This is a genomic window from Evansella tamaricis (genome assembly GCF_019042215.1).
GTDB lineage: Bacteria > Bacillota > Bacilli > Bacillales > Salisediminibacteriaceae > Evansella > Evansella tamaricis.
In genome coordinates this window covers 31,308-53,480 of record NZ_JAHQCS010000096.1, presented here as the reverse complement: position 1 = coordinate 53,480, position 22,173 = coordinate 31,308, and the positions used below count along the sequence as shown (strand labels likewise).

Here is a 22,173-nt window from a genome sequence, read left to right as displayed (position 1 = left end):
TGAGACTGCTACAGCATAAATGTCAACTTTTACTTAGTCTATTTTTCACAAATGAGTATTTCTTTATTTACTCATTTCAACTTAAATATTATTTGGAATATCCTCTGCAGTACATGTAATTTCTATTGTATTATTCATAGGATCTAAAATAGGAAAGCTCCAATAACCTTTCCAATTTGGTTCGTTATAATATGCTGGTATTTCGTTCATTATAGCTGAGTTAACAATTTCAATAAAATCTTCTTTATCACATTCAAGAGACCAACCGGTTCTCGGTTCTGTTCCCCCTTCCCAACCTGGTTGGTTTGAAAACTTAGAAGATAAGATGTTGAAGTTCTCGTTGAATTCAATACTTAATTGGTGTTCACCAATCTTAAAAGCAATCGATGTTTTACTATCCCAAATAAGGTTTAAATGAAGTATTTTAGTGTAAAACCACTTCATTCTCTCCAAATCGTTACAAAAAATATATGTAAATCCCAGTCTTTTTGCCATATTTGTCACTCCTTTAACTCAACTAAATAATAGTGAACAAGAACGAGTATGCGAAGGAACTAGACATTAGCGGATGTACCAAAACGTATCTATTAACATTAAAAAAAGCCGCATATGCAGCTTCTAATCTCTGTTCCGTTATGAAACATCCAAAAAATTCCTATAGCCTATTTTATCATATAGCAGATTTATTAGAGAGCTAAAAGTCTAAATAATTTAAATTTTGTCTGTAATTTTTTGTATCGTTAATAGTATTGCAGATTTTTAATCATTAACTATAGCTCCCAAATATGTTTCTCAATTTATTCAATTGGTGGATCATAGTTTGATGGCTTGGTTAGAGGGCATTCTGGTATTTGATAAATTTCCGGTTCAAAATAGGCAAGTTTTCTTAGGAAATAACAGGTTTCTGTAAAGTGATGTTCAATAAATCTAAGAGTTAATCGGCTTAACACTTCGTCTTTTTTAAATCTTTCCCATACCTTTGTTACAAAAGAATTTAGAGCAACAATGCTTTCTGCAACTTCACGGGCAAACAGCTTTTGTGCAGGAAAGCCAGGTTCAATGAAGCGTAAATAATTCCGCATGTGATGGTTTCTTACCATATGCCCCTGAAATATTTTCATAAATTCCCTTGTTCTCACGTGGAGTGGTCCTTCAATCGGGTCTAAGTGATTTTGTAATAACGTTGCATGTCCTAACTGGTCCTCTAACCATAAATCCATTAAATCTACTAGCGGTAATTCCACAGGTTCCTGTCCTCTCACGAAATATTCCAGTAGCCTTAAATATACTTGGTTTTCCCCTAACGTTCCATTAAAATAAGTTGGTGTTAACTCAATATTAACTTGATTTAATATTCGTAATTGCTGAAGGTGCCCTTCAAATTGATAATACCCGTGTGCTAAAGGGTGGACTTCTCTAGCGAATGACATCATCACTTCCGACTTTGCAGAAAGATTTGGAGGTAATTCCTTCAACTTTCCTCTTAAAGTCTTAAACCCTTTAGCATATTGTGACCCAATTTCAACATACTGAGTTTCCATTGGAGATAAATAATCCCGTGCAAAGATGGCATGATCTTCTAACACCTCAATCCAAACTGGTGTTCTTCCCAAGGGGAAATAAATGGATTCGAGCTCATATTAACCCTCCCATATTTAAGCTTCTAAACCATTGTATTCACCAATTCTCTAAAAAAGAGCAAAGAAAAGTATCTTCCCTTGATTTGGTAAAGTTTTGCCGTACTTTACGTCAAACGCTTTATTTGGGAAAGTAAAAAGACAAAAACCAGGTCCTTGAGAAAATGGAACGTAACCATCACCTTGCTCCCGCAAAACGAATTTTATTTATAAGCGGAGAACCCCTTAAACGAAATATTAGCTATCATTTCCGCAATGTCTTTAGGGCTTTCTTTTAACCCGTTTTTTAGCCAATGCTGAACCACATGGATGCTTCCATTGACAATATAAATACTTAAGTACTCCGAGTTAAAGGTGGTCTGATTACTTCCCTCTCCTTCTAATGATTTCAACATGTGATTTTGTGCTAATTGCATCACTCTTTTCTGGAAGGTGGGATCACCGTGTTCACTAAATAACGTTTGCGAACTTTCCCGATTTTCAGCAAGATATTCTAACAGTTTTTCGATCATTTGAATCGCTTCTTCATTTTTCGTGTGGTTGTAATCAGACAGTGTTTTATTTAAATCTGAGATGATGTTATCTTCGATTTGATTGAGAAGATTCTTCAGATCGCTATAGTGAGAGTAAAAGGTGGAACGATTAATGTCTGCATAATCACATATTTCTTTTATAGTGATACTTGAAAAGGGCTTTTCCTTCAATTTTTTTATAAAGCTTTCTTTTAATACTTGACGTGTATATTTTTTTCTCCGGTCTAATTTAGCACTCATCAACAATCCCCCATTAGTTCTCCAACAATTTATTGTAATATGTTGTTTATTCATCATACGATAATTAACTGTTCGTTGATTAATCAACACAGTGTCATTATAATTAGTAGTTAGTGAAACTTCAAGGAGTTGTTCTAGATTGGCAAACCTCGCTTCCCAGATCATTAAACACAAAAAATCCATTGTGATTATTTTTATGATATTAACTGTAATTAGTGCCATTATCCAGTTTTTTGTACCGATAAATTACAACATGAACGACTATATACCTGAGGACTCCCCCTCCACGAAAGCGATTGAAATAATGGAAGAAGAATTTGATAGCACACTTCCAAATGCACAAGTGATGATTAGGGAAGTCTCGGTGCAAGAAGCCTTATTATATAAAGAGTGGCTTGTAGAAATCGAAGGTGTTACTGACGTCGTATGGCTTGATGACGTCATCGACCTAAAAATCCCTTTAGAAATGGCAGATGAAAACATTATTGAGGAGTATTATCTCGAAAACAATGCCCTGTTCTCCCTAACGGTAACAGAAGGGGAAGAAGTGGTAATTACTGATGCGATTTATGAATTGATCGGTGAGGAAAATGCCTTAATTGGAGAAGCCGCCGAAACCGCTGTTTCCCAAAAGATGGCTTTCACGGAAACAATGTACGCCGCTTTGTTATTAGTTCCGATTATTATCATCATTCTTATCTTATCGACAACATCGTGGATAGAACCCCTCTTTTTCTTAACAGCAATCGGAGTGTCAATACTCATCAATTTAGGTACAAATATATTTATTGGCGAAATATCTTTTGTTACACAATCCGTTGCTCCAGTTTTACAGCTTGCCGTGTCCCTAGATTATGCCATTTTTCTTTTGCACAGTTTTACCGATTATCGTAAGAAAACTGATAATCCAGAAGAGGCGATGCAGCTTGCTATGAAAAAATCTTTTCCTGCAATTTCTGCAAGTGCTGCCACTACATTCTTTGGTTTTATGGCACTGACGTTTATGAAATTTGAAATTGGAGCAGATTTAGGCATTAACCTTGTAAAAGGAATTTTATTAAGTTTTATAAGTGTCATGGTATTTTTGCCAGCGTTAACACTTTTATTTTACAAGTGGATCGATAAAACAGAACATAAACCATTGTTTCCAAGCTTCAAAACGATTGGAAACAAAGTGATGAAAGTAAGATTCATAAGCTTATTCCTAGTTTTTCTGATCATAGTTCCCAGTTATTTAGCACAAAAAGAAACGACGTTCATTTATGGCATTGGGGAACAGCCAGATTCCTCTCGCCTCGGAGCGGATATAATAGCGATCGATGAGGTTTTCGGAATGTCGACGCCAATTGTACTGTTAGTTCCGAGAGGAGAAGTGGCAAGAGAAGTATTGCTAGAACAAGACTTACAGAAACTAGATCGTGTCACAAGCGTGGTTTCCTATAATCAATCTGTCAGTTCTGTAATACCACCAGAATATCTCGATGAATCGATTACAGAAAGGTTTCATTCAGAAAACTACAGTCAGATCATCCTTTATACTGATACAGAATCAGAGGGTGAGGAAGCATTCCAAACAGTAGAAACAGTCAGGGATATAGCTTTCTCCCATTATGGTGATGAGTATTATAGTCTTGGTGAAAGTGTTGCATTATACGATATGAGAACGATTGTGTTAAAGGATAATACCATTGTAAATGCCCTAACAGTCATTGCCATCGCACTCGTATTACTTTTTACGTTTAAATCCATTACGATTCCAGTCGTTTTGTTACTGACAATCCAAACTGCGGTATGGATTAACCTATCCTTCCCATACTTTTCCGATACTCCGTTAGTCTTTATTGGGTATTTAGTGGTTAGTACGGTCCAGCTTGCTGCAACGGTGGATTATGCGATTCTATTTACAGAAAACTATATGGAGAATCGAAAAGAGATGCCTGCGCGGCAATCGATTAAGAAAACATTAAATGAAAAGACATTTTCCATTTCCATATCCGCTGGGATATTATCCAGTGTTGGTTTTATCTTATGGATCACCTCAACTAATCCGATTGTTTCGTCTATTGGATTACTTATTGGCAGAGGAGCATTGCTGGCCTTTATTATGGTCCTATTCTTCCTGCCAGCGCTGTTATATTTGCTGGACAAAGTAATTGGGACTACTACTTTAAGAGCACGTTTTTTTAGGGAGGGAACTGAAAAATGAAAAAGAGAATAATACTGATTTTTCTCGCCATACTTCTCGCCTTCCCCTTTCCAATCGGAATGGCTGAGCCCATAGAAGGCGATGATGATTCCACTAACGATATAGAAGCAGAGACAAATCCATATGGGAAAGTAACTTCAAAGGATGAGGTTATTTACGGACGTTTAACTGCTACTGGCGGGTTAACGGATCTCTATGTCGTTAATATGTTAGATATAGAAAAACCTGGTACTGTTATTGATTATGGAAACTATTCAACAGTCAAAAATTTAACAAATTTAAATGAAATAGAGCGAGTGACAAATGCGGTTCAAATGGAGGCTTCCAAAGGTTGGTTTTATTATCAAGGGAATATGGAAGAGGAAGAGTTACCTTGGAATATAGAGATTTCCTACATGCTTGATGGAGAAGAAATTTCTCCCCATGACCTTCCTGGGAAGGAAGGAAGATTACTGATAAACATTAAAACATCGCAAAATAAGCAGGTTAACCGTGTTTTTTATGATTACTATACGTTACAATTCTCGCTCACTCTTGATACGGACATCATCAGTAATATACAAGCACCTGATGGTACCATTGCAAATTCAGGTAAAAAGAGGCAAGTATCTTATACCGTTATGCCTGATCGTGACGCTGACTTGAGCTTACTTGCAGATGTGGTGGACTTTGAGATGGGGGGAATTGAAATTGCCGCTATTCCATTGTCAATGGCACTGGATGATCTAGAAACAGATGAAATGACAAAAGAACTGCGAACATTAAGTGATGCCATAAAAGAGATAAATAATGGTGTTTTTGATTTGTTGACAGGCGTTTCTGAATTGAATGATGGAGTACACCGCTTGAGCGATGGCTCCGGTGAATTTCATGCAGGAATGATGGAAATTAGTAACGCCTCTTCTGATATCATTGATGCTTCGGAAACGATCGATGACTCTCTCGCAATGATAAATGATGAACTCGGCAGTGCATCTTTAGATTTGGATATTGATGATATTCATGAATTGTTAGAAGGTTTCTTCCAGTTTGATGGGAACATAGAAGATATAGTTGCGGATCTTACAGATTTTAATAAAGAGGTTTCAGAAGCCTTTTCTCAGTTAGAAGATACCCTGAACCGTATTCCCGAGCCTCCCGAAACATTTGATGAAGATATGGAGAGATTGTATGAAACTGGAATTGCCCGCGAGACACTCGACCATTTATTGCAAGTCCATCATACAGCTCAAGAGGCAAGAAGAGCGCTTGATGAGATGAATGAAGCCTTCGAAAACATTGATCGAACAACAGAAGATTCCATTAACTCTGTAAACGACCTTAACCGCCAATTAGCTGCCCTTGAAGATATTATGAGCGGAGGAATAGATAGTTTCGAAGGATTGGAAGCATTTGAGGAATTAATTGATGGAATAGCCATCCTCTCTGAAAGTTACAGTGAATTCCATGCAGGATTAGTAACATATACAGACGGAGTATCAGAGCTAACAAGTGCCTACAAGGAAATCGATTCTGGAATTAATGATCTGGCAGATGGAACATCTGAATTAGAAAGTGGTGTTGGTGAACTATATGATGGAACGAATGAACTGGCAACTGAAACAAGTGATTTACCGGAACAATTGCAAAAGGAAATCGACGCGATCATGGACGAATTCGATTTATCAGATTTTGAGCCAATATCCTTTGTGTCACAGTTGAATACAAATGTAGGCACTGTTCAGTTTGTTCTTCGGACAGAAGCAATTGAAATAGATGATGAAGAAACAAATACCGAAGAGGAAGAAGAGAAGCCAAGTTTCTGGGAACGCTTAATGAACTTGTTTTAATGGCATGAAGATCCATTCCTTCATGCCATTCCTTTTTTAGTTAGCATTCTCAACAGATTTTTTAGTTAAAATGACTGAAAATTGTTAATTAAATCATATTATGCTATAAGGTTTAAAAAAGTCTAGTGTGTTCCATACTATCAACTGTCGGTCTTGAAGATGATATTTTAATTATTCCACAGTAGCTCAGTTGGTAGAGCAATCGGCTGTTAACCGATCGGTCGTAGGTTCGAGTCCTACCTGTGGAGCCAACTTATAAGTATAATCACTAGCAAATAGATTGTATGTAGTTCGGTTCCTTCCGAATTTACTTAATGTCCCATTCATATTAATAAGTTTGAAAACAGTGAGCCCTTGGAAGCGATAATCCAATGCTCACTGTTTTCTTTCCATAGTGATGTTGCTAGTGCCCCATTCTGCTTTCTCCATGAAAATGATCTTATCTACTGTTTATATTTCCAGTACCACTGCCCCCTTGACCATGTGTTCCATTACCATTCTGGCTGAAACCAAGATCTGTTCGGGATCCATATGTTCCATAACCAATTTGACCTCTCTGACGTGAAAGTCCTTCCTGTCCTGTTGGACCTGTCCGCCAGGTTTGATCCGTTTGATTAGAGCCTTGATTTCCAAAGCTTCCATTCCCTTGCTCCGTGGGATTATTTCTTTGTCCAGTAAACATTCCCGTTCTCCGTTGGGCAGATTGACGTAATCCCTGACCACCGAGTGCACCATCGTTTTCAGTAATTCCTGTTTGCCCAGGTGTTTGCCCGTTTGTAGTCCCTTGACCTGTCTGATATTGATAAGCACCTGCTCCATCATCATTTTGATTTGCATCACCACATCCAGTAATACCAGCAAGGATTAACGTTGCCATGGAAATTGTTATAGCAATTTTTTTCATTTTATATCCTTACCTCCTTTCTTTTATATGATGGCTTTCTATCCCGTTAATACGCTGGGAAGTTCTTGGTAGTATTACAGTGAAAGGGACTAACAAAAAAAATTCCCTACTGGATGAAGTAAGGAATTAACTGAGAGTGGAGTGAAGAAGAGATTATATAAGCAATGCGAGAGAAAATCCCATAAGGAAAGTAACGATGCTGCCAAAAATGGACAAGCAAAAATAAAGGATTGCCTTTTTTATTAGCTTCTCATTTATTAGTTGTATCGTTTCTATACTAAAGGTGGAGAAGGTTGTAAATGCACCGAAAAAACCGATTCCAATAAGTAAAAATAGTGGAGCATCGTAGGATGCTAATGGTATTACACCATAAGCGATGGCGAAGAAAATCCCTAAACCAAAGGATCCGGTCACATTCACAACTAGCATTGCTATTGGAATAGGGGGATGTGGAAACTTTTTCATTATACCAACGCCCAGTAAATATCGGGCAACCGCTCCCACTGCTCCACCTAAACCAACTAAGAGAACATTCATGAGAGTCCTCCCTCCGATTCATTCGTTTTTTCTCCACTCCACTTAGTTCCTAGTAGTAATCCCATAAAGGCCAATGTAAGTCCCCCAAATAAAGAAAGGAATAAATAGATTAGAAACGACAGGATGGAAACTTCTTGAACCAGAAAAAAGGAATCTGCAGCTAAAGTGGACATGGTTGTAAAACCTCCACAAAATCCAACGCCCACTCCCACCTTTACCCATTCTCGAGATTTTCGATTCAGAAACCATGCTGTCAAAATACCTAACAAAAAACTACCTAATATATTCTCAATGACGGTTCCGATCGGATATCCAACAAACAACGTATATAAGTTTAAGAAATACCTTGTTATTGTACCTAATGCTCCACCAATTCCAATCGATAAAATATTCTTCCACATGATATGTTCCGTTCCTTCCATGAATATAGACACTACTTATTCAATACATTTAGGTCAGTTTCTAATATTATACTAATTCTTAAAATGTGGAACAAATTTATTCGTTCCAACAGTGAGTGTAAGAATCCCTACTTTTTTATAGGGGAAAATGTCCATCTGTTTGACTTGTTACAAATAGTTTAGTAAAGATGTTGCGATTGATAAATAAACAAATAAACCAACAAAATCATTTATGGTTGTTATAAATGGTCCTGACGCTACTGCAGGGTCTATTTTAACTAGCTCCGTCATTTTATAATTTGGCTCCATCACTATTTTTACGGAAACATCTCTTTCTCTTAGAGTGGCTGGTCCCACGGACTTTATAACCATAGGCAGGTAGTTTACAGCTATAATTAATAAAACCACGGCAATCAATGCTTCAAAGTAAAATCCGGCACCTACCGCTATCCCTAAACCGGAGGCGGCCCAAATCATAGCGGCACTTGTTAATCCAGAAATGACATCATTATTTCTTCTTAATATTACTCCTGCTCCTAAGAACCCGACACCACTTACAATCTGTGCTGCTAGTCGCATTGGGTCCATTGCATTATAAGTAGGGGTTGCAAAAAGATGGAATGATTGTATGGAAACAATTGTCACTAGACAGCTAGCCACACATATGACCATACTTGTTTTTAAACCTAAAGGTTTATGCTTTAATTGCCGGTCGATGCCAATTAACATACCAAAAAACAAGGCCAATGTTAGTTTAAGAATAATTTCTAAATCAACTACCATGGGATAACCTCCTCTCAAAAGATAAGTGTAATTTCGTTTTTCAAGTAATATTATTCGAATTCTCTCAAAAAAGACACCTTCAAAGAAGAAGGTGTCTTACCATGAAATCCATCTTCCATTGTTTAATGAGTATCTGATAAAGGGATACACCATGAAAAGAAAGCTAACCTCACTTATGATTAACTGTTAGACAGGAGTATCTCTCTACACAGAACCATCACATAAAAGAAGTTCTATCGAGGCAAATAATCAAGTAATGCGGTAGCGATAGAGAAATAAATCAATAAACCTAATATATCGTTAACGGTTGTGATAAACGGTCCTGATGCAATAGCAGGATCTAATTTCAATTTATTAATTGCAACCGGAACAACCGCACCAATGATCGTAGCCACACTTAAGGTTAAGAATATAGAAACCCCAACTATACCAGCCAATATCACACCGCCTTCAGGATAGAGGAAAGGGATAACGATCATTAATACAACGGCACAAATTAATCCAAGCATTAAACCGGTGCCAAATTCCCTTTTAATCGTATGGAGTAAACCTCTTCTCTCAAATGAACCTGTTGCAAGGGAACGAACCATTACCGCTAGAGACTGTGTACCTGTGTTCCCTGCTGAGTCCATAATAAGGGGAATAAATACAGCTAAAATCACTATTTCTTCCAGTGTTTCTTCGAATGTACCAATTACACCAGCCGTAATTAACCCGAAGAACATTAACATGATAATCCAAGGGGAACGCCTTTTTGCTGCAGAAAAGGACGTGATATTAACATCCGTTGCCCCTTTTGCTGCAGTGAAATCATCAAAGTCTTCCGTTGCTTCTTCTTCTAGTACATCCATTACGTCATCTACTGTAACGATACCAATGAGTTCATTTGTGGATGTTACTACCGGTGCTGCAAGTAGATCATAATCTTTTATTAACCTAGCTACTTCTTCTTGGTCTGTATGGGATTCAACTGACACAACTTGTGTACTCATTAAATTCTCTATTGTTTCATTTAATTGGGCTACAATTAAATCACGTAAAGAAACAACACCAACTAGCTTATCTTTCGCATCTACAACATAGAGGTAATAAACTGTTTCTGCCTCAGGTCCTTTTTTTCTCAAATGATCCATGACTTCTGATGCAGTATCAGTAGCTTTTATAGAAATGAACTCTTTCGTCATTAATGCCCCAGCAGACTCTTCTGGATAAGACATTAGTTCTATAACTTCATCCGCCTCTTCTTTTTCCATGGCGTTTAAAATATCTTTCGCGTGTGGTTCATGGATTTCTCCTAAGAAATCAGCTATATCATCTGCTTGCATGTGGTTAAACATACTTGCAGCATAGGTTTTATCGAGCTCTTTAACAACTTCCTTCTGTTCTTCCACCTCTAACCCTTGGAAAATCTCTGCAAATTGCTCTGGTGTTAAATACTCATAAAACATTGGTCTTTTATCTTTGTAGAGTTGTTGAAATAATTCCACCTGATCTGTGGGATGCAGTTCCAAAAAATACTCAAGAAATACGTTCTTATCTTTATTCTTCAGTGACTTGAAGATCGTTTCGAAATACTTCTCACGTGCCTCTTCATTTAATCTGTTCATCTTTATTACCTCCTTTGACAAGTATGCATAAGAAAGGTGTTATTCTCATAGGTTCCTATTTATGTAAAAAAAATATTCACCTTTTTCCTTTGATTTCCCCATCTCATACATTATTAAAACAAAATTTTTTTCCTGACTAGAGAAAAACAATATCTATAAAAGCAAGAATGACTAAATTATTCGTACAGAATATGAAGTAGTAACAGACCCACAGTATCTATAGCTCGTTTTCTCCATAAAAAAAGTAGTATAACAACTAGTACAAGGAGCACTATCCATGTCTAATTACCACCTCCAATAAAAAATAAAATTCAAAAACCCCACCTTCTCGAATGAAGGTGGGGAATGTAACCATCCCAATGAAAGTACCATAAAACCTGCCTAAATAGGCATGCTGGCACATGAGTATCTTCCTCCATTCGTAGAGCTTTAGCACTGTGCGGCATAGGAAACATTCCAGCTACGTTAAAAACCACCTTATGTCGATGGTTTCTGTTGACCCATTGGCGTCTTTGGACATTTTTGGGCAGCAGCGTATCTCCAGCACAGGAGCCTCACCTAACGAGGTTTTATTCCATTTACTATGCAAACTTTACATCAATAATAATGTACTGTCAATAACTATTTCTTTAATAAATTTGCTGTATTATTCTTTGTTGTTGATTTTCGCTTTAGGACACTCTCTTTCACCATAGGCACAAGTGCGCCATCCATGTCTACTCCCTTCGTTCGTATACATGGTGTCTTCTTATCCCCGGGCGGTTCGCTACAATCAACACTATATTCAATCATCAACATCATCCTTAAACATAGCTAATTAAATAAAAATGTTTGTCCTGCAATTACTTCTAGCAACGCTACATGATGCAACACAAGTAGTAGCCTCACTGAAGTGCCCCGCAGCCATGCTGTCTCTTCCTCTACAAATATCGCACTGGAGTAAATCCGTCAATCAGGCAAAACTCCACGTCCTGTGGCATGCCCGAAGGTTCCAGAACTAGTAGATTCTGCTTCTCTTTCTCTTAAAAACAGGAAAACGTCCATGCCATAACACCACATCAACATTAACATCGAGTCTACTATAATTCGTTGATAGAGAACTCATTGACAATCATGCTTCTATCCCTGTACAACAAAATGCAAAAAAATGCCACGATAATGGTTTCTCTCATTCTCATTGGGAGTTGAAGATCTTTTTTGCTGGTTTTCGTTTTTCGTTTATATTGCCTTTTGTCGGTTATCTTCCATAGTAAAAAAATCATTTGCATAATGCTAATTTCTTAAACTGGTAGAGCTTTTGCACTGTCCTATCTATATAAAAGTGCGATTATTTTAATTTTAAATTTGTTATTGACACCACGAAAAATATGCTATAGTATCGAACTTGTGAATTTAACTGAATACCTCGTTAGGTGAGGCTCCTGTACGGAGACACGCTGCTGCCCAAAAATGTCCAAAGACGCCAATGGGTCAACAGGAATCATCGAATTAAGGTGATTTTTAATGTAGCTGGACACATTTGTCCTATGCCGTACAGTGCTAAAGCTCTACGAATGGAGGAAATAGTTATTGTATTGTACATTGTACTGTACATGCTTTGTTTTGCTGTGCTTAACACCTTCATTCGTGAAGGTGTTTTTTAATTTTTTGATGTCTGGAGGTGGTATGTCTTGGATAGTAGTCCTGAACCTGAGTCATTCGAGTTTCTTTATTTTTTTCAAAAACAAAAAATTACAGGCATGGTCCAACACATGTCACAGAGGAGGATATCAAAATGGCAAGATTAGAATCAGATTTAAAAGTAAAAGAATTAGAAGATTATCAAGCAAAGGAAGCACTTAAAAGTGATGTGTTAGTAAACGGATCAGTTCTACAAATTTGGAAAGTTCGCCTACCATTTTTAATTATTACACTAATCGGAGGAATGCTTGCTGGAGCAGTAGTTGGCGCATTCGAGGAAGCATTAGAGGCAATCGTTATATTAGCTATTTTCATACCAGTAATTATGGATATGGGAGGAAATGCCGGTACACAATCTTCTTCAATTTTCACAAGAGCATATGTACTAGGACAAATCACCTTTGATAAATGGAAAAGTCACTTAGCAAAAGAAGTCTTAGTCGGAGTCAGTATGGGTGCTGCCCTTGGGGTTGCCGCATGTATCATTGCATACTTATGGCAAGGTATCTTTGCACTTGGGTTAGTCGTAGGTCTTTCTTTATTCTTTACGGTAACAATCGCTACAACACTTGGATTTTTAATACCTTATATTCTTGTTAAATTAGGGTTCGACCAAGCTGCTGGATCAGATCCATTCATTACAACCATTAAAGATGTAACTGGCCTATTAATCTATTTCAGTTTAGCTACTATTTTGTTATCACACTTACTGTAAACAGGAAAACAAATAAACTGCTTTTGAAAGAAGACACATGCCTTCTAAAGAATTATTTGATTGGAGTTCACAGACTAGTCAAATGTTATCTAACACTAAGATAGAAGTAGAGAGGAGATAACTACCTCCTTCTCTACTTCTTTAAATACTAGATTAGTTGAGAGCGAGCCACGTGTATAGATTACAAATCTATTCTAAATATCCATTTGCTTTTCCAAATTCCAACAGGCTTATATACGGGTCTCCAGTTAATCCTAAAACTTTGCAAAAGGCCGGTTCTGTTTTGTATCCTTGTTTCTTTAATGAGATTATCTTTTCTTTCATAGTTGGATTTTCTTCAAGTATTTTACTTTCAATGACCATATGTAAATAAGCATTTTGTTTATTAACTGGTTGGGCTTGTCCAAACAGTTCAAATTCAAAACCTTGAAAATGAAAATTTGCCTTGATGACTGGTCTATTTCTAATTTCGATCTCTTTCAGTTTAAAGTTATCTGTATTCTCATATAAGTTTCTCACTTTTATTTCAAACTGCTTAAAATCATACACTTCCATGATTATATCTAAATCGGAGTCTATTATGTCAATCTGAATTGGTAGGGTTCCACATAGGATAGGGTTATAAACTCCTAAATCTTCCATTATTCCTAATTTACTTATGGCATAATAAGCTCTCTGTTGTTTTTCATTACCAAATTTCAGCTGCTCGATGAAATGTAACATGTGACCTCCTATACTAACTACTCCCCTTTAAAAGAGAGGGTTTCGTCATTGACCGTAATTTACTTACTCCTCTTAAGATTCGCGACAATTTAATGGGAATCTATTAAATCTTGCCTTTGTTAAAGAATATTACAATCATTATGAAAAGCGCATTCGCCTAAGATCACGAGCGTAGGGTAGTGGAGGAATGACAACTTGAAGTCCGCTCTTTGCCTTCAGTTGTCACTTCCGAAGTGCCTTGCAGCGAGTAGGCGCTGGAGCTAGACATTGCCCGAAGGTACCAAAACTTAAATTCTTATCTTTTAAAATAGTCCCAAATATGGGAATATATGATACAATTAATTTATCAGAATTTACAAAATATAGCACAATTTATTTAACATTATAATACAAAATATCTACCCCGAATAGAGGAGGATAAGGGATGACGAAGACAGTTGAATCAAAACAAAAAGAAAAGATTTTAAGCTCTATTGAAAATTCTTTTCGAAAACAGAGACAAAAAGATAACAATCTAAAAAGTGCTGCTTTACTAGTTTCTTCTGAGAAGTTGGGAATTCACTTAAATCTTGCCGATGGAGCAATGGATCCTGATCAACCAGCTTATATGGCAAGCGTGGGAAAAATATTCACCTCCGTATTAATTAGTATGTTATATGAAAAAAATCAATTATCCTTTGATGACTCTATTTCAAGCTATTTAGACAAGGAATTGCTCCATCATCTCCATTTATATAATGAAGTCGATTATTCAAATGAGATAAAAATCAAACATCTATTAAATCATAGCTCTGGATTACCCGACAATTTCTGGCCACTATTAGAAAAAGTCCTTGAGAATCCGGATTTTCACATGAGTACTCAGGAGACCGTAGCTTGGGCAAAAGACAATTTAAAGCCTCATTTCCCTCCTGGCGATGGATTTAAATATACAGATACAAACTATCACTTATTGGGATTCATTATTGAAAAAGTAACCGGGCTCCCTTTCCATGAAGTGCTAAAACAATTTTTCTTTGAGCCTTTAGGAATGGTTCATTCCTCATTCCTCCACCAGTCGACATCCATTGATGAAACTACCAAACCTATGGCTGACTTTTACGCTAATCAAAAAAACATCACCAACCATAAAGGATATGGCAGTCTCGACTACACCGGTGGTGGGATCGTGTCCACTAGGGAGGATATGCTCAAATTCATGAAAGCTTTGGTCTCATATGAGCTTGTAGGACAAGAAACACTTGAGAAAATGTTTCAGGACAAAATGAAATATGAGACAGGCATTGATTATGGTTATGGTATTATGCAGTTTAAAACCATTCCCCTCCTTATGCCAAAAATGTTTAATTGTTGGGGTCATGCAGGTGTAACTGGTGCCTATATGTTCTACCACCCTAAAATGGATGCGTACTTTATTGGGACCTTTAATGATTTTTCATATGCAAAAAAAGGTGTAAAGTTTATGCTAATGAAAGTAATAATGCAATTAGCTAAACTCTCTTAATGAGAACTATATTCCTTTGACATGCTTAATTTATAGTACAAAGTACTCTCACATATCAAGGGGGGCATTTAACAGCCTTCTGTTCCTCTGCCCCCTTGTGTTTTCAAAACCTTCAGTAATACGATGCCATGCTATATCAAAAATAGTCTGTAATCAATTATCCTATGAAGTTCCAAAAACTAAACACCCAGAAAAACAACATCGTTACTACTGATAACAATGTATAGTGAATTCTTCCTGCCATTCTCCAATACTGATTCCGCCAAACGAACACCGTGAAAATAACCATACCTACTCCAATAATAACCATCATGTAAGGAACCCACTGAAATAACCCACTCCATACAGGCCCTTCTCCATAAGCGACAGCTGGTAATTGGTAAACAGGATGAAACTGCATCGTCATCATAAATTCTACTACAAAAATGATTAACAGAAATGCATAAATGATTGCCAACCATTTTGCTGCAATGGATCCTTTTGATCCTTTGCTTTTATTACGTCTGACTTTTTGAATGACAGCTTTCATTCCCCAATATAACAAACTACCAATCATAAATACTAGTGATAACATGATGATCATCATATTGAAGGCGGTTGTCTCATACCACTGAGCTTTAGAATAACTCATTGGACCATCAGTCATTAGTAGCGTTTTGCCCAATGGATCTGTACCGAATACAATGGTTCTGAAATCACCGATAGGATCTTGCGAGCTACCTTCTCTTAAATTGTGATAAACACCTGGCTCTACTTCTAAAAACCGGTTTGTTTCTCCCAAATGAGTTACTAATAAATATCCGTCTTCGTCTACATCAACAGAAATGACACCCATTAGAAGGCTGAGGAATTTCTCTGATGTCGTCAGCTCTCTTCTGTTCTGCTGATACTCTCCTACAAATGCACTCGATCGTTCCAGTAGGTCATCCGAAGATAGAGGTGTATCCATATTACTTTTTTCCATGTTTGATGGATAGTAGCGATCTAATAAGGCTTGAAATACTTCTGTATTGAAGTTGTAGTTGCCTCCGCTATGGGATATAAAAACCCCTGTTTGCTCTTCTGGCAGTAAATATAGTGCTGCATCAAAAAGCATGGTGCTACCCGTATGAAAAAGTGTCCTTCTTTCGTTAAATGTCCCTTCAATAAATCCATGAGCCATTCCATCTAGTCTTTGATGATGACTAAATAGTGGCTTGAACATTTCGTCAACTGTATTTTCTTCTAAAATTCTCTCTCCCCCATACTGCCCTCCTTGTAAATAAGCCAGCATAAATGGCGTCATATCAGAAGCTGTGCTGCTCATACTCCCTGCAGGTTCAAGGATAAACTCAAACATCCCTTCTTGAAACTCCCCATCAACATAACGATACGCCTTAGTCATATTTTCAGCAAAATCGTCCTGTAAAGGTTGATGGAATGTACTGTTCTCCATTCCCAATACGTCATATATATGAGTATCAATATATTCTGCAAATGGCATCCCAGACACTTGCTCCACAATATAACCAGCTAAAGCTGTACCGTAATTGGAATAAGCGATGACCTCACCTGCTGGAAAAATTCGATTAGGGACATTTTCTCGCACGTAATCCTTAAGTGAGATGGTTTGGTCATCAGAAAGGCGATAAAGATCGGAAGATGAATCTTCAAATCCAGGTGTATGACTCATCAAATGCTTAAGTGTAATTGGTTCAGGTTTTGTTGTTTCTTCAACAAATTCAAGTGTAGCAGGAATCTCAAAATCTATATACTCATTGACATCCGTCTCTAAATCTAGTAATTCTCTTTCCACTAATTGCATAACAGCTGTCCATGTAAACAACTTGGAGATGGAACCTACCCGAAAAAGCGTTTCCTCTGCATCTACTTGTACCCGTTCATTTAAATCTGCATAACCATATCCTTTTGAGATTACTACTTCTCCTTCGGACACAATAGAGATCGTAGCATTAGGGATATGAGATTGTTCCATCAATTCTTTTACAACCGTATCTAGATACTCTTCAACATCGTCCTCCTGTAAATGCGGTGAAGAAGCACCTACTGATGAAAAACTAACACTGGAAATGATCAACAACACCAAAGATAAACTAACGACGACTTTAAAAAACTTCATTAAATTTCTCTCCTCTAAATGTATAATTTACAAAATTTGTTTATATAACTAACGTTATGTAACAACTGTAATATAAAGAGGGGAGACTGTCAATACTAAAGTAAAATTTTTTTATTGGCATCGAATGAAATTGACATCAAAAGGAAAGTTGTTCAAAAGGGGAACAATGAAGTGTTGCGGGAAATTCATTGCAAGTGACGTTAGTATGGGTCAGTAACTCACGATTAGAAAAGAAAAAAAGGCTAGCTTATTACACTACCCTTTGTCAAGACATACTTAGATTTAGTTTTTCACAGCATCACTTTCGCAATGGCAATGGTTTTTTCACTCTCACTTTTGTTTACGTGTGGATGAAATGATATCGTTCCCTGTGGATTGTAGTAAGTAAATTAGTTGTTCTTCGGTGAATTCTTCTGGAAGTAACTGATTAGCAACCATAATGGATAACCCCGTCTGGAATATTTTCATTTTTAAAAGAATGCTCATCATCTCGGCCTGTGAAAAACCTTCTAAAACTGGATCCATTTTAATACGTGCAATAAGATCTTTCTCCATTTGCTGGTTGTACTGTTCGGCATAACTGTTCGGTTTCATTGTTAAATCTACAAATAATGCTTTATATTCCTTAGCAACTAAAAGACTTGCTATACCTATATCTAAAAATGGTTGTCCAGAGTTTTGTTCCTCTAATATTTCTTTACTTATATCAACCAACTTCTTGACTACTGCTGATTTTAGCTCATCTACGTTGTCAAAATTAACGTAAATCGGTGCAACCGAACTTCCAATTTTCTCGGCTATTTTCCGCATTGATATATTGTCTAGTCCTTCTGACTTAGCAATCAAAAAAGCGGCATCAATAATTTGTTCTTTAGAAAACTTATTTTTTGGTGGCAAAACAATCCCATCCCTCTGTCTTCGGATAACAAACGTTATTTCAACTTTCTTTCAAGAAGTTTACTACAATTTAATTTATTTTGTAAAGGAACATAAGGATTATTTAGAAAAGCGCAAGCGTCTAGGATCACGAGCGTAGGGCAGTGCAGGAATGACAACCAGAAGTCCGCTCTTTGACTTCGGTTGTCACTTCCGAAGTGCCCCGCAGCGAGTAGGCGCTGGAGCTAGACAACTTTCCCGAAGGTGCAAAAACTTATACTTTCTTACCTTTTAAGAAAAGCGCAAGCGCCTAGGATCACGAGCGTAGGGCAGTGCAGGAATGACAACTAGATTTCCAAAGCGTCTTGTTCAATGTATAATATAACTTTTTCTGCTCTTTTTCATCAGGAATTGGAATGGCATCCATATCCCCCTCCTTTGCTAATATGACTTTCTGCAAGAAATTAGTTTCCATTCTCATGCCTCCTTTCATAAAAAAGACCCCAAGGTTATCTAAAACGTTGCAATTAATTTGATCACAAAGCAAAAAAATAGCCATCATAATCTCCTAAGGTTCTATCTCAAATACAGATAGTTAAGAGGTTTAATGATGACCACATTTATAAACAAACAGAACAACTAAATAACCTTACGTTGAATCAAATAAAGAGGAATTCCATCAAGTACTCACGCTCTAAGTTCGTATTTATAAAACTTCTTGTCCACCCGTAAAATGGGAAAGTTTTCAGGCAATTCACTAACATCAATACTTATAAATCCACTTTTTTCATAGAATCGATGGGCTGCAACAAATTGTAGGGTAGTTCCTAAATAAACCTTCGTTATTGACTTATCATTAGCCCAATTAATTGCAGTATTTAATAAAAGACTTGCAATTTGAAAAGTTTTTCCTCGATATTCTTTTTTTACAAACATTTTTCTTAACGCAACATGTTTGTTTCCAATATCTAATAAACTGATTGTCCCCACTACCTTATCATCAAGAACAGCCACCCAAAAATTCCCATTTCCTGATTGATAAAACTCTTCAATTTGAAACAAATCAGGTTGATCCTCTTTCGTTATCGAGATATTGTATTCCTTTTGTTGGATCTCAAGAATTAAATCTACCACTTCTTTTTGATACTCAGAAGAGTATTCTTTGACACTATCATTTTTCATTCTACACAGCCCCAATGCTTTTTCACTTTTTCCACTCCTCATTATCCATTATTCATTTGCTTTCAATTGTCTCACTAATGATTTACACACTTTATGCACAATTCTATATAATAATTTTAATAACATAACAGTTATGTTCGACCTTCTATATTCTGTACGCACTTTATTTTATCAATTATTAACTATACTGCAAGGAATAATTAATAAAAAAGAATCACATTTCAAATAAACTCGTTCGGTTTTTGGGGAGAAAACAATAAAAAACTACCTATTCGGGGACACAATATACATATAAAAGAATGGCTAAATGGAAACGGTTATGTAAAATCTATAAGAAGCAGAAATCTCTTCCTCCTAAAAGGGACAACTTAATCACTTACAATCAAAGCGAAGTGATGTCCACCACCTTTTCGCTAAGTTGTTATTAAGGTGTACACTGTGACAAGAACCTGCGAGATTTAGAAATAGGCAGAGGAACTTATTAAAATAAATTAGAGATTCTTTAATAAGGTGTTTAAAATTTTCTAGAGCGACACGAAACCAAGCCTCTTCAAAGAATAGAGTTCTGATGCACATCATTTACTTTGCCAAACAGATAGGCACTTTCATTAAAAGATATAATTTATTTGAGATAACACCTCCAATTTTGGTGGTGTTTTCATTGAAGGGAAAAATTAATTTTTTGAATATTATACCAATATTACATCTTTTATATTATAATTCTATAAATAATTAAAAAGGGGAGAATTCCTGTGAAAGACTGTTTTATTTGCAATAAACACGCTGGAAATATTGAAACTTCTGGAGTTATGATTTATGAGGACGAGTATGTTTTTGTAGGTCATATTGATAGAAATGGAAATCCAAACTATTTAGGTCATATTATGATTGATTTAAGAAGGCACGCTCCCACACTTGGGGATATGAGTATGGAAGAAGCAAAAGCATTTGGTATGATGATTGCTAGAGTAAGTAAAGCATTAATGGAAAGTGAAAATGCTGAACATATTTATTCATACGTTATGGGCGATGCTGTTCCTCATCTGCATATGCACTTAGTAGCTCGTTATCCAAATACACCTAAGGAATATTGGGGACCAAATGCTGTTTATGATTGGGAAGATGCTCCTATGGGTGACAATAACGATGTTATTAAACTTTGCAGTCGAATAAAAACATATCTAGAGAAAAATGAAAATGAGTAACCATATCGTAGATTTTAACTGGATCGGGAGCCAAGAAAATTACGTTGATAAACCAGATATTCTTCAACTCAATCATTTTGTGGTCGGACGTTATGGTGGTAATTCGAACGCAGGACAATATAAGAATGAAGATGGATGTCTGGTATGGTCTAATAATAAGGAAGATTGGGAATTCACCATTCTTCTAGATGCACATAACACATCAGAGAGTGCCGAAATTATTGTAGAAAACTTCGTTAATGGAAGATCTCAAATAAAAGATTTATTATCTTTACCAACAACTCATCAAACATTTAAAAGGTTCGAAGAAGAAATATTAAATATGTTTCAATCTGAACACTTCTTATCTGCTTGCCGAAAAGTTACAGGAGAAACTTCTTGTTTAATCGTAGTAAGAAAAGATAAATATGTGTGGTGGTTTTCCGTTGGGGACTGTATTTTATATTTATTTCATCCAGAACTAGCTGCACTAGGTCAGTACCAGTTAAATCAAAGACAATTCTATGAATGGATAGGTCAAGTAAATACATTTGAACAGGAAGTACCTTGTTATAGTGTGGGGATAAAAGAATTAAGACAAGGAGAAAATCACTTTTTTCTAACCACAGATGGTCTTATTGAATGCCCTAATGAACCATATTCAAATCCGATAAACATCTATAATACTTTCTTTAACTCTAAAGATGGTAAAAGTATTCAATCTATGTTGAAGAATATACAAGCTAATAATGTTAGAGATAGCACTACCATAGTTTCTTGGAAAGTAACTATCTCTAAGAAAGCCACGAGAGCTAGCAATCAATAGACGATATTTACTAATTGCTATGCTAATTATGAAGTTAAATTATATAAAAGAGGTGCGAATTGCCCCTCTTTTTCTAATGTTCATTTAGGTTTTCTCACTGTGAACCGAACTCGCCAATATCAAATAACACCCTTTGTTTTACTTCACTAATATATGATAGTTTTGGACTAGTTTACACCATACTTATCCGTTTTGTTAGGGGATTTATATTGAAAAAAATTGATTTTCGAAGATCCTCGATGTTAATCTAATGGAAATCAAACAAATAAAATCAGATTGCAGGTGATAAAATGATTGAGATAAAAACTTCACCCCTCAGTGATGGGGAATTTAATAGGGGAGTATTTGCAACGTGTGATATAGCAAAAGGAGAACTTATTCATGAGGCACCGGTTCTTCCTTACCCTAACGAACAGCATCAATTAATTGAACATACCGTCCTTGCAGATTACGTCTTTGAATACGGAAAGAATCACGGTGCCATTATTTTAGGGTATGGAATGCTTTTTAACCATTCATACGAGCCAAATGCTACCTATGATATTAATTTTACAAACCATACGTTTGATTACTATGCTTATACGGACATCAAAGCAGGTGACGAGATACTAATAAATTATAATGGTGATGTTGATGACAAAGAGCTCCTATGGTTTCACAGGAAGTAATTACGATAAGAGACTGGTA

Annotated in this window: 21 protein-coding genes, 1 tRNA gene and 2 riboswitches; of the genes, 8 read left to right on the top strand and 14 right to left on the bottom strand. The window is 36.4% G+C overall.

Translation table 11 applies throughout. The features are described 5' to 3' along the window. Nucleotides 1-81: 81 nt before the first annotated feature. From KS419_RS11230 to KS419_RS11220, 3 genes are all read right to left on the bottom strand, one after another. The gene (locus KS419_RS11230; protein ID WP_217066499.1) at nt 82-495 is read right to left on the bottom strand and encodes a VOC family protein; all 414 of its coding nucleotides are present in this window, start codon (nt 493-495) and stop codon (nt 82-84) included. 302 nt (nt 496-797) lie between these two features. Next, on the bottom strand, nt 798-1,613 hold the full coding sequence (locus KS419_RS11225) for a DUF2935 domain-containing protein (RefSeq protein WP_281419792.1): 816 nt from the start codon (nt 1,611-1,613) through the stop codon (nt 798-800). Nucleotides 1,614-1,840: 227 nt separating this feature from the next. Beyond that, nucleotides 1,841-2,410 (bottom strand): TetR/AcrR family transcriptional regulator, encoded by a 570-nt coding sequence (locus KS419_RS11220; RefSeq protein ID WP_217066497.1) that lies wholly within the window; start codon nt 2,408-2,410, stop codon nt 1,841-1,843. 139 nt (nt 2,411-2,549) lie between these two features. On the opposite strand from KS419_RS11220, the gene KS419_RS11215 reads away from it, so the two are divergent. From KS419_RS11215 to KS419_RS11205, 3 genes are all read left to right on the top strand, one after another. Then, nucleotides 2,550-4,616, top strand: a complete 2,067-nt coding sequence (locus KS419_RS11215) for an efflux RND transporter permease subunit (protein WP_217066496.1) — start codon at nt 2,550-2,552, stop codon at nt 4,614-4,616. Then, a complete protein-coding gene (locus KS419_RS11210) occupies nt 4,613-6,445 on the top strand; it encodes a coiled-coil domain-containing protein (RefSeq protein ID WP_217066495.1) in 1,833 nt (610 codons plus the stop codon). The genes KS419_RS11215 and KS419_RS11210 overlap by 4 nt, the downstream gene beginning before the upstream one ends. Before the next feature lie 175 nt (nt 6,446-6,620). Then, nucleotides 6,621-6,696 (top strand) — tRNA-Asn (locus KS419_RS11205). A gap of 188 nt (nt 6,697-6,884) precedes the next feature. Here the strand turns inward: KS419_RS11205 and KS419_RS11200 are convergent. From KS419_RS11200 to KS419_RS11175, 6 genes are all read right to left on the bottom strand, one after another. Then, complete coding sequence (locus tag KS419_RS11200) at nt 6,885-7,349, bottom strand: hypothetical protein (RefSeq protein ID WP_217066494.1); 465 nt, start codon at nt 7,347-7,349, stop codon at nt 6,885-6,887. 153 nt (nt 7,350-7,502) lie between these two features. Further along, nucleotides 7,503-7,886 carry a fluoride efflux transporter CrcB gene (crcB, locus tag KS419_RS11195; protein ID WP_217066493.1) on the bottom strand — a complete coding sequence of 128 codons (384 nt, stop codon included), beginning with the start codon at nt 7,884-7,886 and terminating at the stop codon, nt 7,503-7,505. Continuing rightward, nucleotides 7,883-8,287, bottom strand: coding sequence for a fluoride efflux transporter FluC (locus tag KS419_RS11190; protein ID WP_217066492.1), 405 nt, complete (start codon nt 8,285-8,287; stop codon nt 7,883-7,885). Before KS419_RS11190 ends, crcB begins: the two co-directional genes overlap by 4 nt. Before the next feature lie 168 nt (nt 8,288-8,455). Continuing rightward, nucleotides 8,456-9,070, bottom strand: coding sequence for an MgtC/SapB family protein (locus tag KS419_RS11185; protein ID WP_217066491.1), 615 nt, complete (start codon nt 9,068-9,070; stop codon nt 8,456-8,458). Nucleotides 9,071-9,303: 233 nt separating this feature from the next. After that, on the bottom strand, nt 9,304-10,677 hold the full coding sequence (mgtE, locus tag KS419_RS11180) for a magnesium transporter (protein WP_217066490.1): 1,374 nt from the start codon (nt 10,675-10,677) through the stop codon (nt 9,304-9,306). 406 nt (nt 10,678-11,083) lie between these two features. After that, a riboswitch (M-box (ykoK) riboswitch) is annotated at nt 11,084-11,250 on the bottom strand. A gap of 48 nt (nt 11,251-11,298) precedes the next feature. Then, nucleotides 11,299-11,469: a hypothetical protein gene (locus tag KS419_RS11175; RefSeq protein ID WP_217066489.1), complete on the bottom strand. Its 171-nt coding sequence runs from the start codon at nt 11,467-11,469 to the stop codon at nt 11,299-11,301. A gap of 605 nt (nt 11,470-12,074) precedes the next feature. Further along, a riboswitch (M-box (ykoK) riboswitch) is annotated at nt 12,075-12,242 on the top strand. A 209-nt stretch (nt 12,243-12,451) separates the two neighbouring features. Here KS419_RS11175 and KS419_RS11170 point away from each other — a divergent pair. Then, entirely contained in the window at nt 12,452-13,072 is a 621-nt protein-coding gene (locus tag KS419_RS11170; RefSeq protein WP_217066488.1) for a magnesium transporter, read from the top strand. Nucleotides 13,073-13,261: 189 nt separating this feature from the next. On the opposite strand, the gene KS419_RS11165 is transcribed toward KS419_RS11170, so the two are convergent. Next, nucleotides 13,262-13,795, bottom strand: a complete 534-nt coding sequence (locus KS419_RS11165; RefSeq protein ID WP_217066487.1) for a DUF4269 domain-containing protein — start codon at nt 13,793-13,795, stop codon at nt 13,262-13,264. Between the two features lie 424 nt (nt 13,796-14,219). On the opposite strand from KS419_RS11165, the gene KS419_RS11160 reads away from it, so the two are divergent. After that, nucleotides 14,220-15,299, top strand: coding sequence for a serine hydrolase domain-containing protein (locus KS419_RS11160; RefSeq protein WP_217066486.1), 1,080 nt, complete (start codon nt 14,220-14,222; stop codon nt 15,297-15,299). Between the two features lie 157 nt (nt 15,300-15,456). On the opposite strand, the gene KS419_RS11155 is transcribed toward KS419_RS11160, so the two are convergent. From KS419_RS11155 to KS419_RS11140, 4 genes are all read right to left on the bottom strand, one after another. Continuing rightward, entirely contained in the window at nt 15,457-17,418 is a 1,962-nt protein-coding gene (locus KS419_RS11155) for a serine hydrolase domain-containing protein (protein ID WP_217066485.1), read from the bottom strand. Nucleotides 17,419-17,748: 330 nt separating this feature from the next. Further along, on the bottom strand, nt 17,749-18,315 hold the full coding sequence (locus tag KS419_RS11150; RefSeq protein ID WP_217066484.1) for a TetR/AcrR family transcriptional regulator: 567 nt from the start codon (nt 18,313-18,315) through the stop codon (nt 17,749-17,751). Nucleotides 18,316-18,610: 295 nt separating this feature from the next. Then, nucleotides 18,611-18,769 carry a hypothetical protein gene (locus KS419_RS11145; protein WP_217066483.1) on the bottom strand — a complete coding sequence of 53 codons (159 nt, stop codon included), beginning with the start codon at nt 18,767-18,769 and terminating at the stop codon, nt 18,611-18,613. Between the two features lie 212 nt (nt 18,770-18,981). Then, a complete protein-coding gene (locus KS419_RS11140; protein WP_217066482.1) occupies nt 18,982-19,476 on the bottom strand; it encodes a GNAT family N-acetyltransferase in 495 nt (164 codons plus the stop codon). Between the two features lie 752 nt (nt 19,477-20,228). On the opposite strand from KS419_RS11140, the gene KS419_RS11135 reads away from it, so the two are divergent. The 3 genes from KS419_RS11135 to KS419_RS11125 all read left to right on the top strand — a co-directional run bounded on the left by KS419_RS11135 (nt 20,229) and on the right by KS419_RS11125 (nt 22,154). Further along, the gene (locus KS419_RS11135; protein WP_217066481.1) at nt 20,229-20,681 is read left to right on the top strand and encodes an HIT family protein; all 453 of its coding nucleotides are present in this window, start codon (nt 20,229-20,231) and stop codon (nt 20,679-20,681) included. Next, nucleotides 20,674-21,486 carry a PP2C family serine/threonine-protein phosphatase gene (locus KS419_RS11130; RefSeq protein ID WP_217066480.1) on the top strand — a complete coding sequence of 271 codons (813 nt, stop codon included), beginning with the start codon at nt 20,674-20,676 and terminating at the stop codon, nt 21,484-21,486. The genes KS419_RS11135 and KS419_RS11130 overlap by 8 nt, the downstream gene beginning before the upstream one ends. Nucleotides 21,487-21,776: 290 nt before the next feature. Next, the gene (locus KS419_RS11125) at nt 21,777-22,154 is read left to right on the top strand and encodes an SET domain-containing protein (protein ID WP_217066479.1); all 378 of its coding nucleotides are present in this window, start codon (nt 21,777-21,779) and stop codon (nt 22,152-22,154) included. Nucleotides 22,155-22,173: the final 19 nt, after the last annotated feature.

Excerpts from the sequence above, each read along its gene's own strand:
- KS419_RS11230 (WP_217066499.1), bottom strand. The coding sequence starts at position 495 with ATGGCAAAAAGACTGGGATTTACATATATTTTTTGTAACGATTTGGAG.
- KS419_RS11220 (WP_217066497.1), bottom strand. The coding sequence starts at position 2,410 with ATGAGTGCTAAATTAGACCGGAGAAAAAAATATACACGTCAAGTATTA.
- KS419_RS11210 (WP_217066495.1), top strand. The coding sequence starts at position 4,613 with ATGAAAAAGAGAATAATACTGATTTTTCTCGCCATACTTCTCGCCTTC.
- KS419_RS11200 (WP_217066494.1), bottom strand. The coding sequence starts at position 7,349 with ATGAAAAAAATTGCTATAACAATTTCCATGGCAACGTTAATCCTTGCT.
- crcB (WP_217066493.1), bottom strand. The coding sequence starts at position 7,886 with ATGAATGTTCTCTTAGTTGGTTTAGGTGGAGCAGTGGGAGCGGTTGCC.
- KS419_RS11190 (WP_217066492.1), bottom strand. The coding sequence starts at position 8,287 with ATGTGGAAGAATATTTTATCGATTGGAATTGGTGGAGCATTAGGTACA.
- KS419_RS11185 (WP_217066491.1), bottom strand. The coding sequence starts at position 9,070 with ATGGTAGTTGATTTAGAAATTATTCTTAAACTAACATTGGCCTTGTTT.
- mgtE (WP_217066490.1), bottom strand. The coding sequence starts at position 10,677 with ATGAACAGATTAAATGAAGAGGCACGTGAGAAGTATTTCGAAACGATC.
- KS419_RS11175 (WP_217066489.1), bottom strand. The coding sequence starts at position 11,469 with ATGATTGAATATAGTGTTGATTGTAGCGAACCGCCCGGGGATAAGAAG.
- KS419_RS11170 (WP_217066488.1), top strand. The coding sequence starts at position 12,452 with ATGGCAAGATTAGAATCAGATTTAAAAGTAAAAGAATTAGAAGATTAT.
- KS419_RS11165 (WP_217066487.1), bottom strand. The coding sequence starts at position 13,795 with ATGTTACATTTCATCGAGCAGCTGAAATTTGGTAATGAAAAACAACAG.
- KS419_RS11160 (WP_217066486.1), top strand. The coding sequence starts at position 14,220 with ATGACGAAGACAGTTGAATCAAAACAAAAAGAAAAGATTTTAAGCTCT.
- KS419_RS11155 (WP_217066485.1), bottom strand. The coding sequence starts at position 17,418 with ATGAAGTTTTTTAAAGTCGTCGTTAGTTTATCTTTGGTGTTGTTGATC.
- KS419_RS11145 (WP_217066483.1), bottom strand. The coding sequence starts at position 18,769 with ATGGAAACTAATTTCTTGCAGAAAGTCATATTAGCAAAGGAGGGGGAT.
- KS419_RS11140 (WP_217066482.1), bottom strand. The coding sequence starts at position 19,476 with ATGAAAAATGATAGTGTCAAAGAATACTCTTCTGAGTATCAAAAAGAA.
- KS419_RS11130 (WP_217066480.1), top strand. The coding sequence starts at position 20,674 with ATGAGTAACCATATCGTAGATTTTAACTGGATCGGGAGCCAAGAAAAT.
- KS419_RS11125 (WP_217066479.1), top strand. The coding sequence starts at position 21,777 with ATGATTGAGATAAAAACTTCACCCCTCAGTGATGGGGAATTTAATAGG.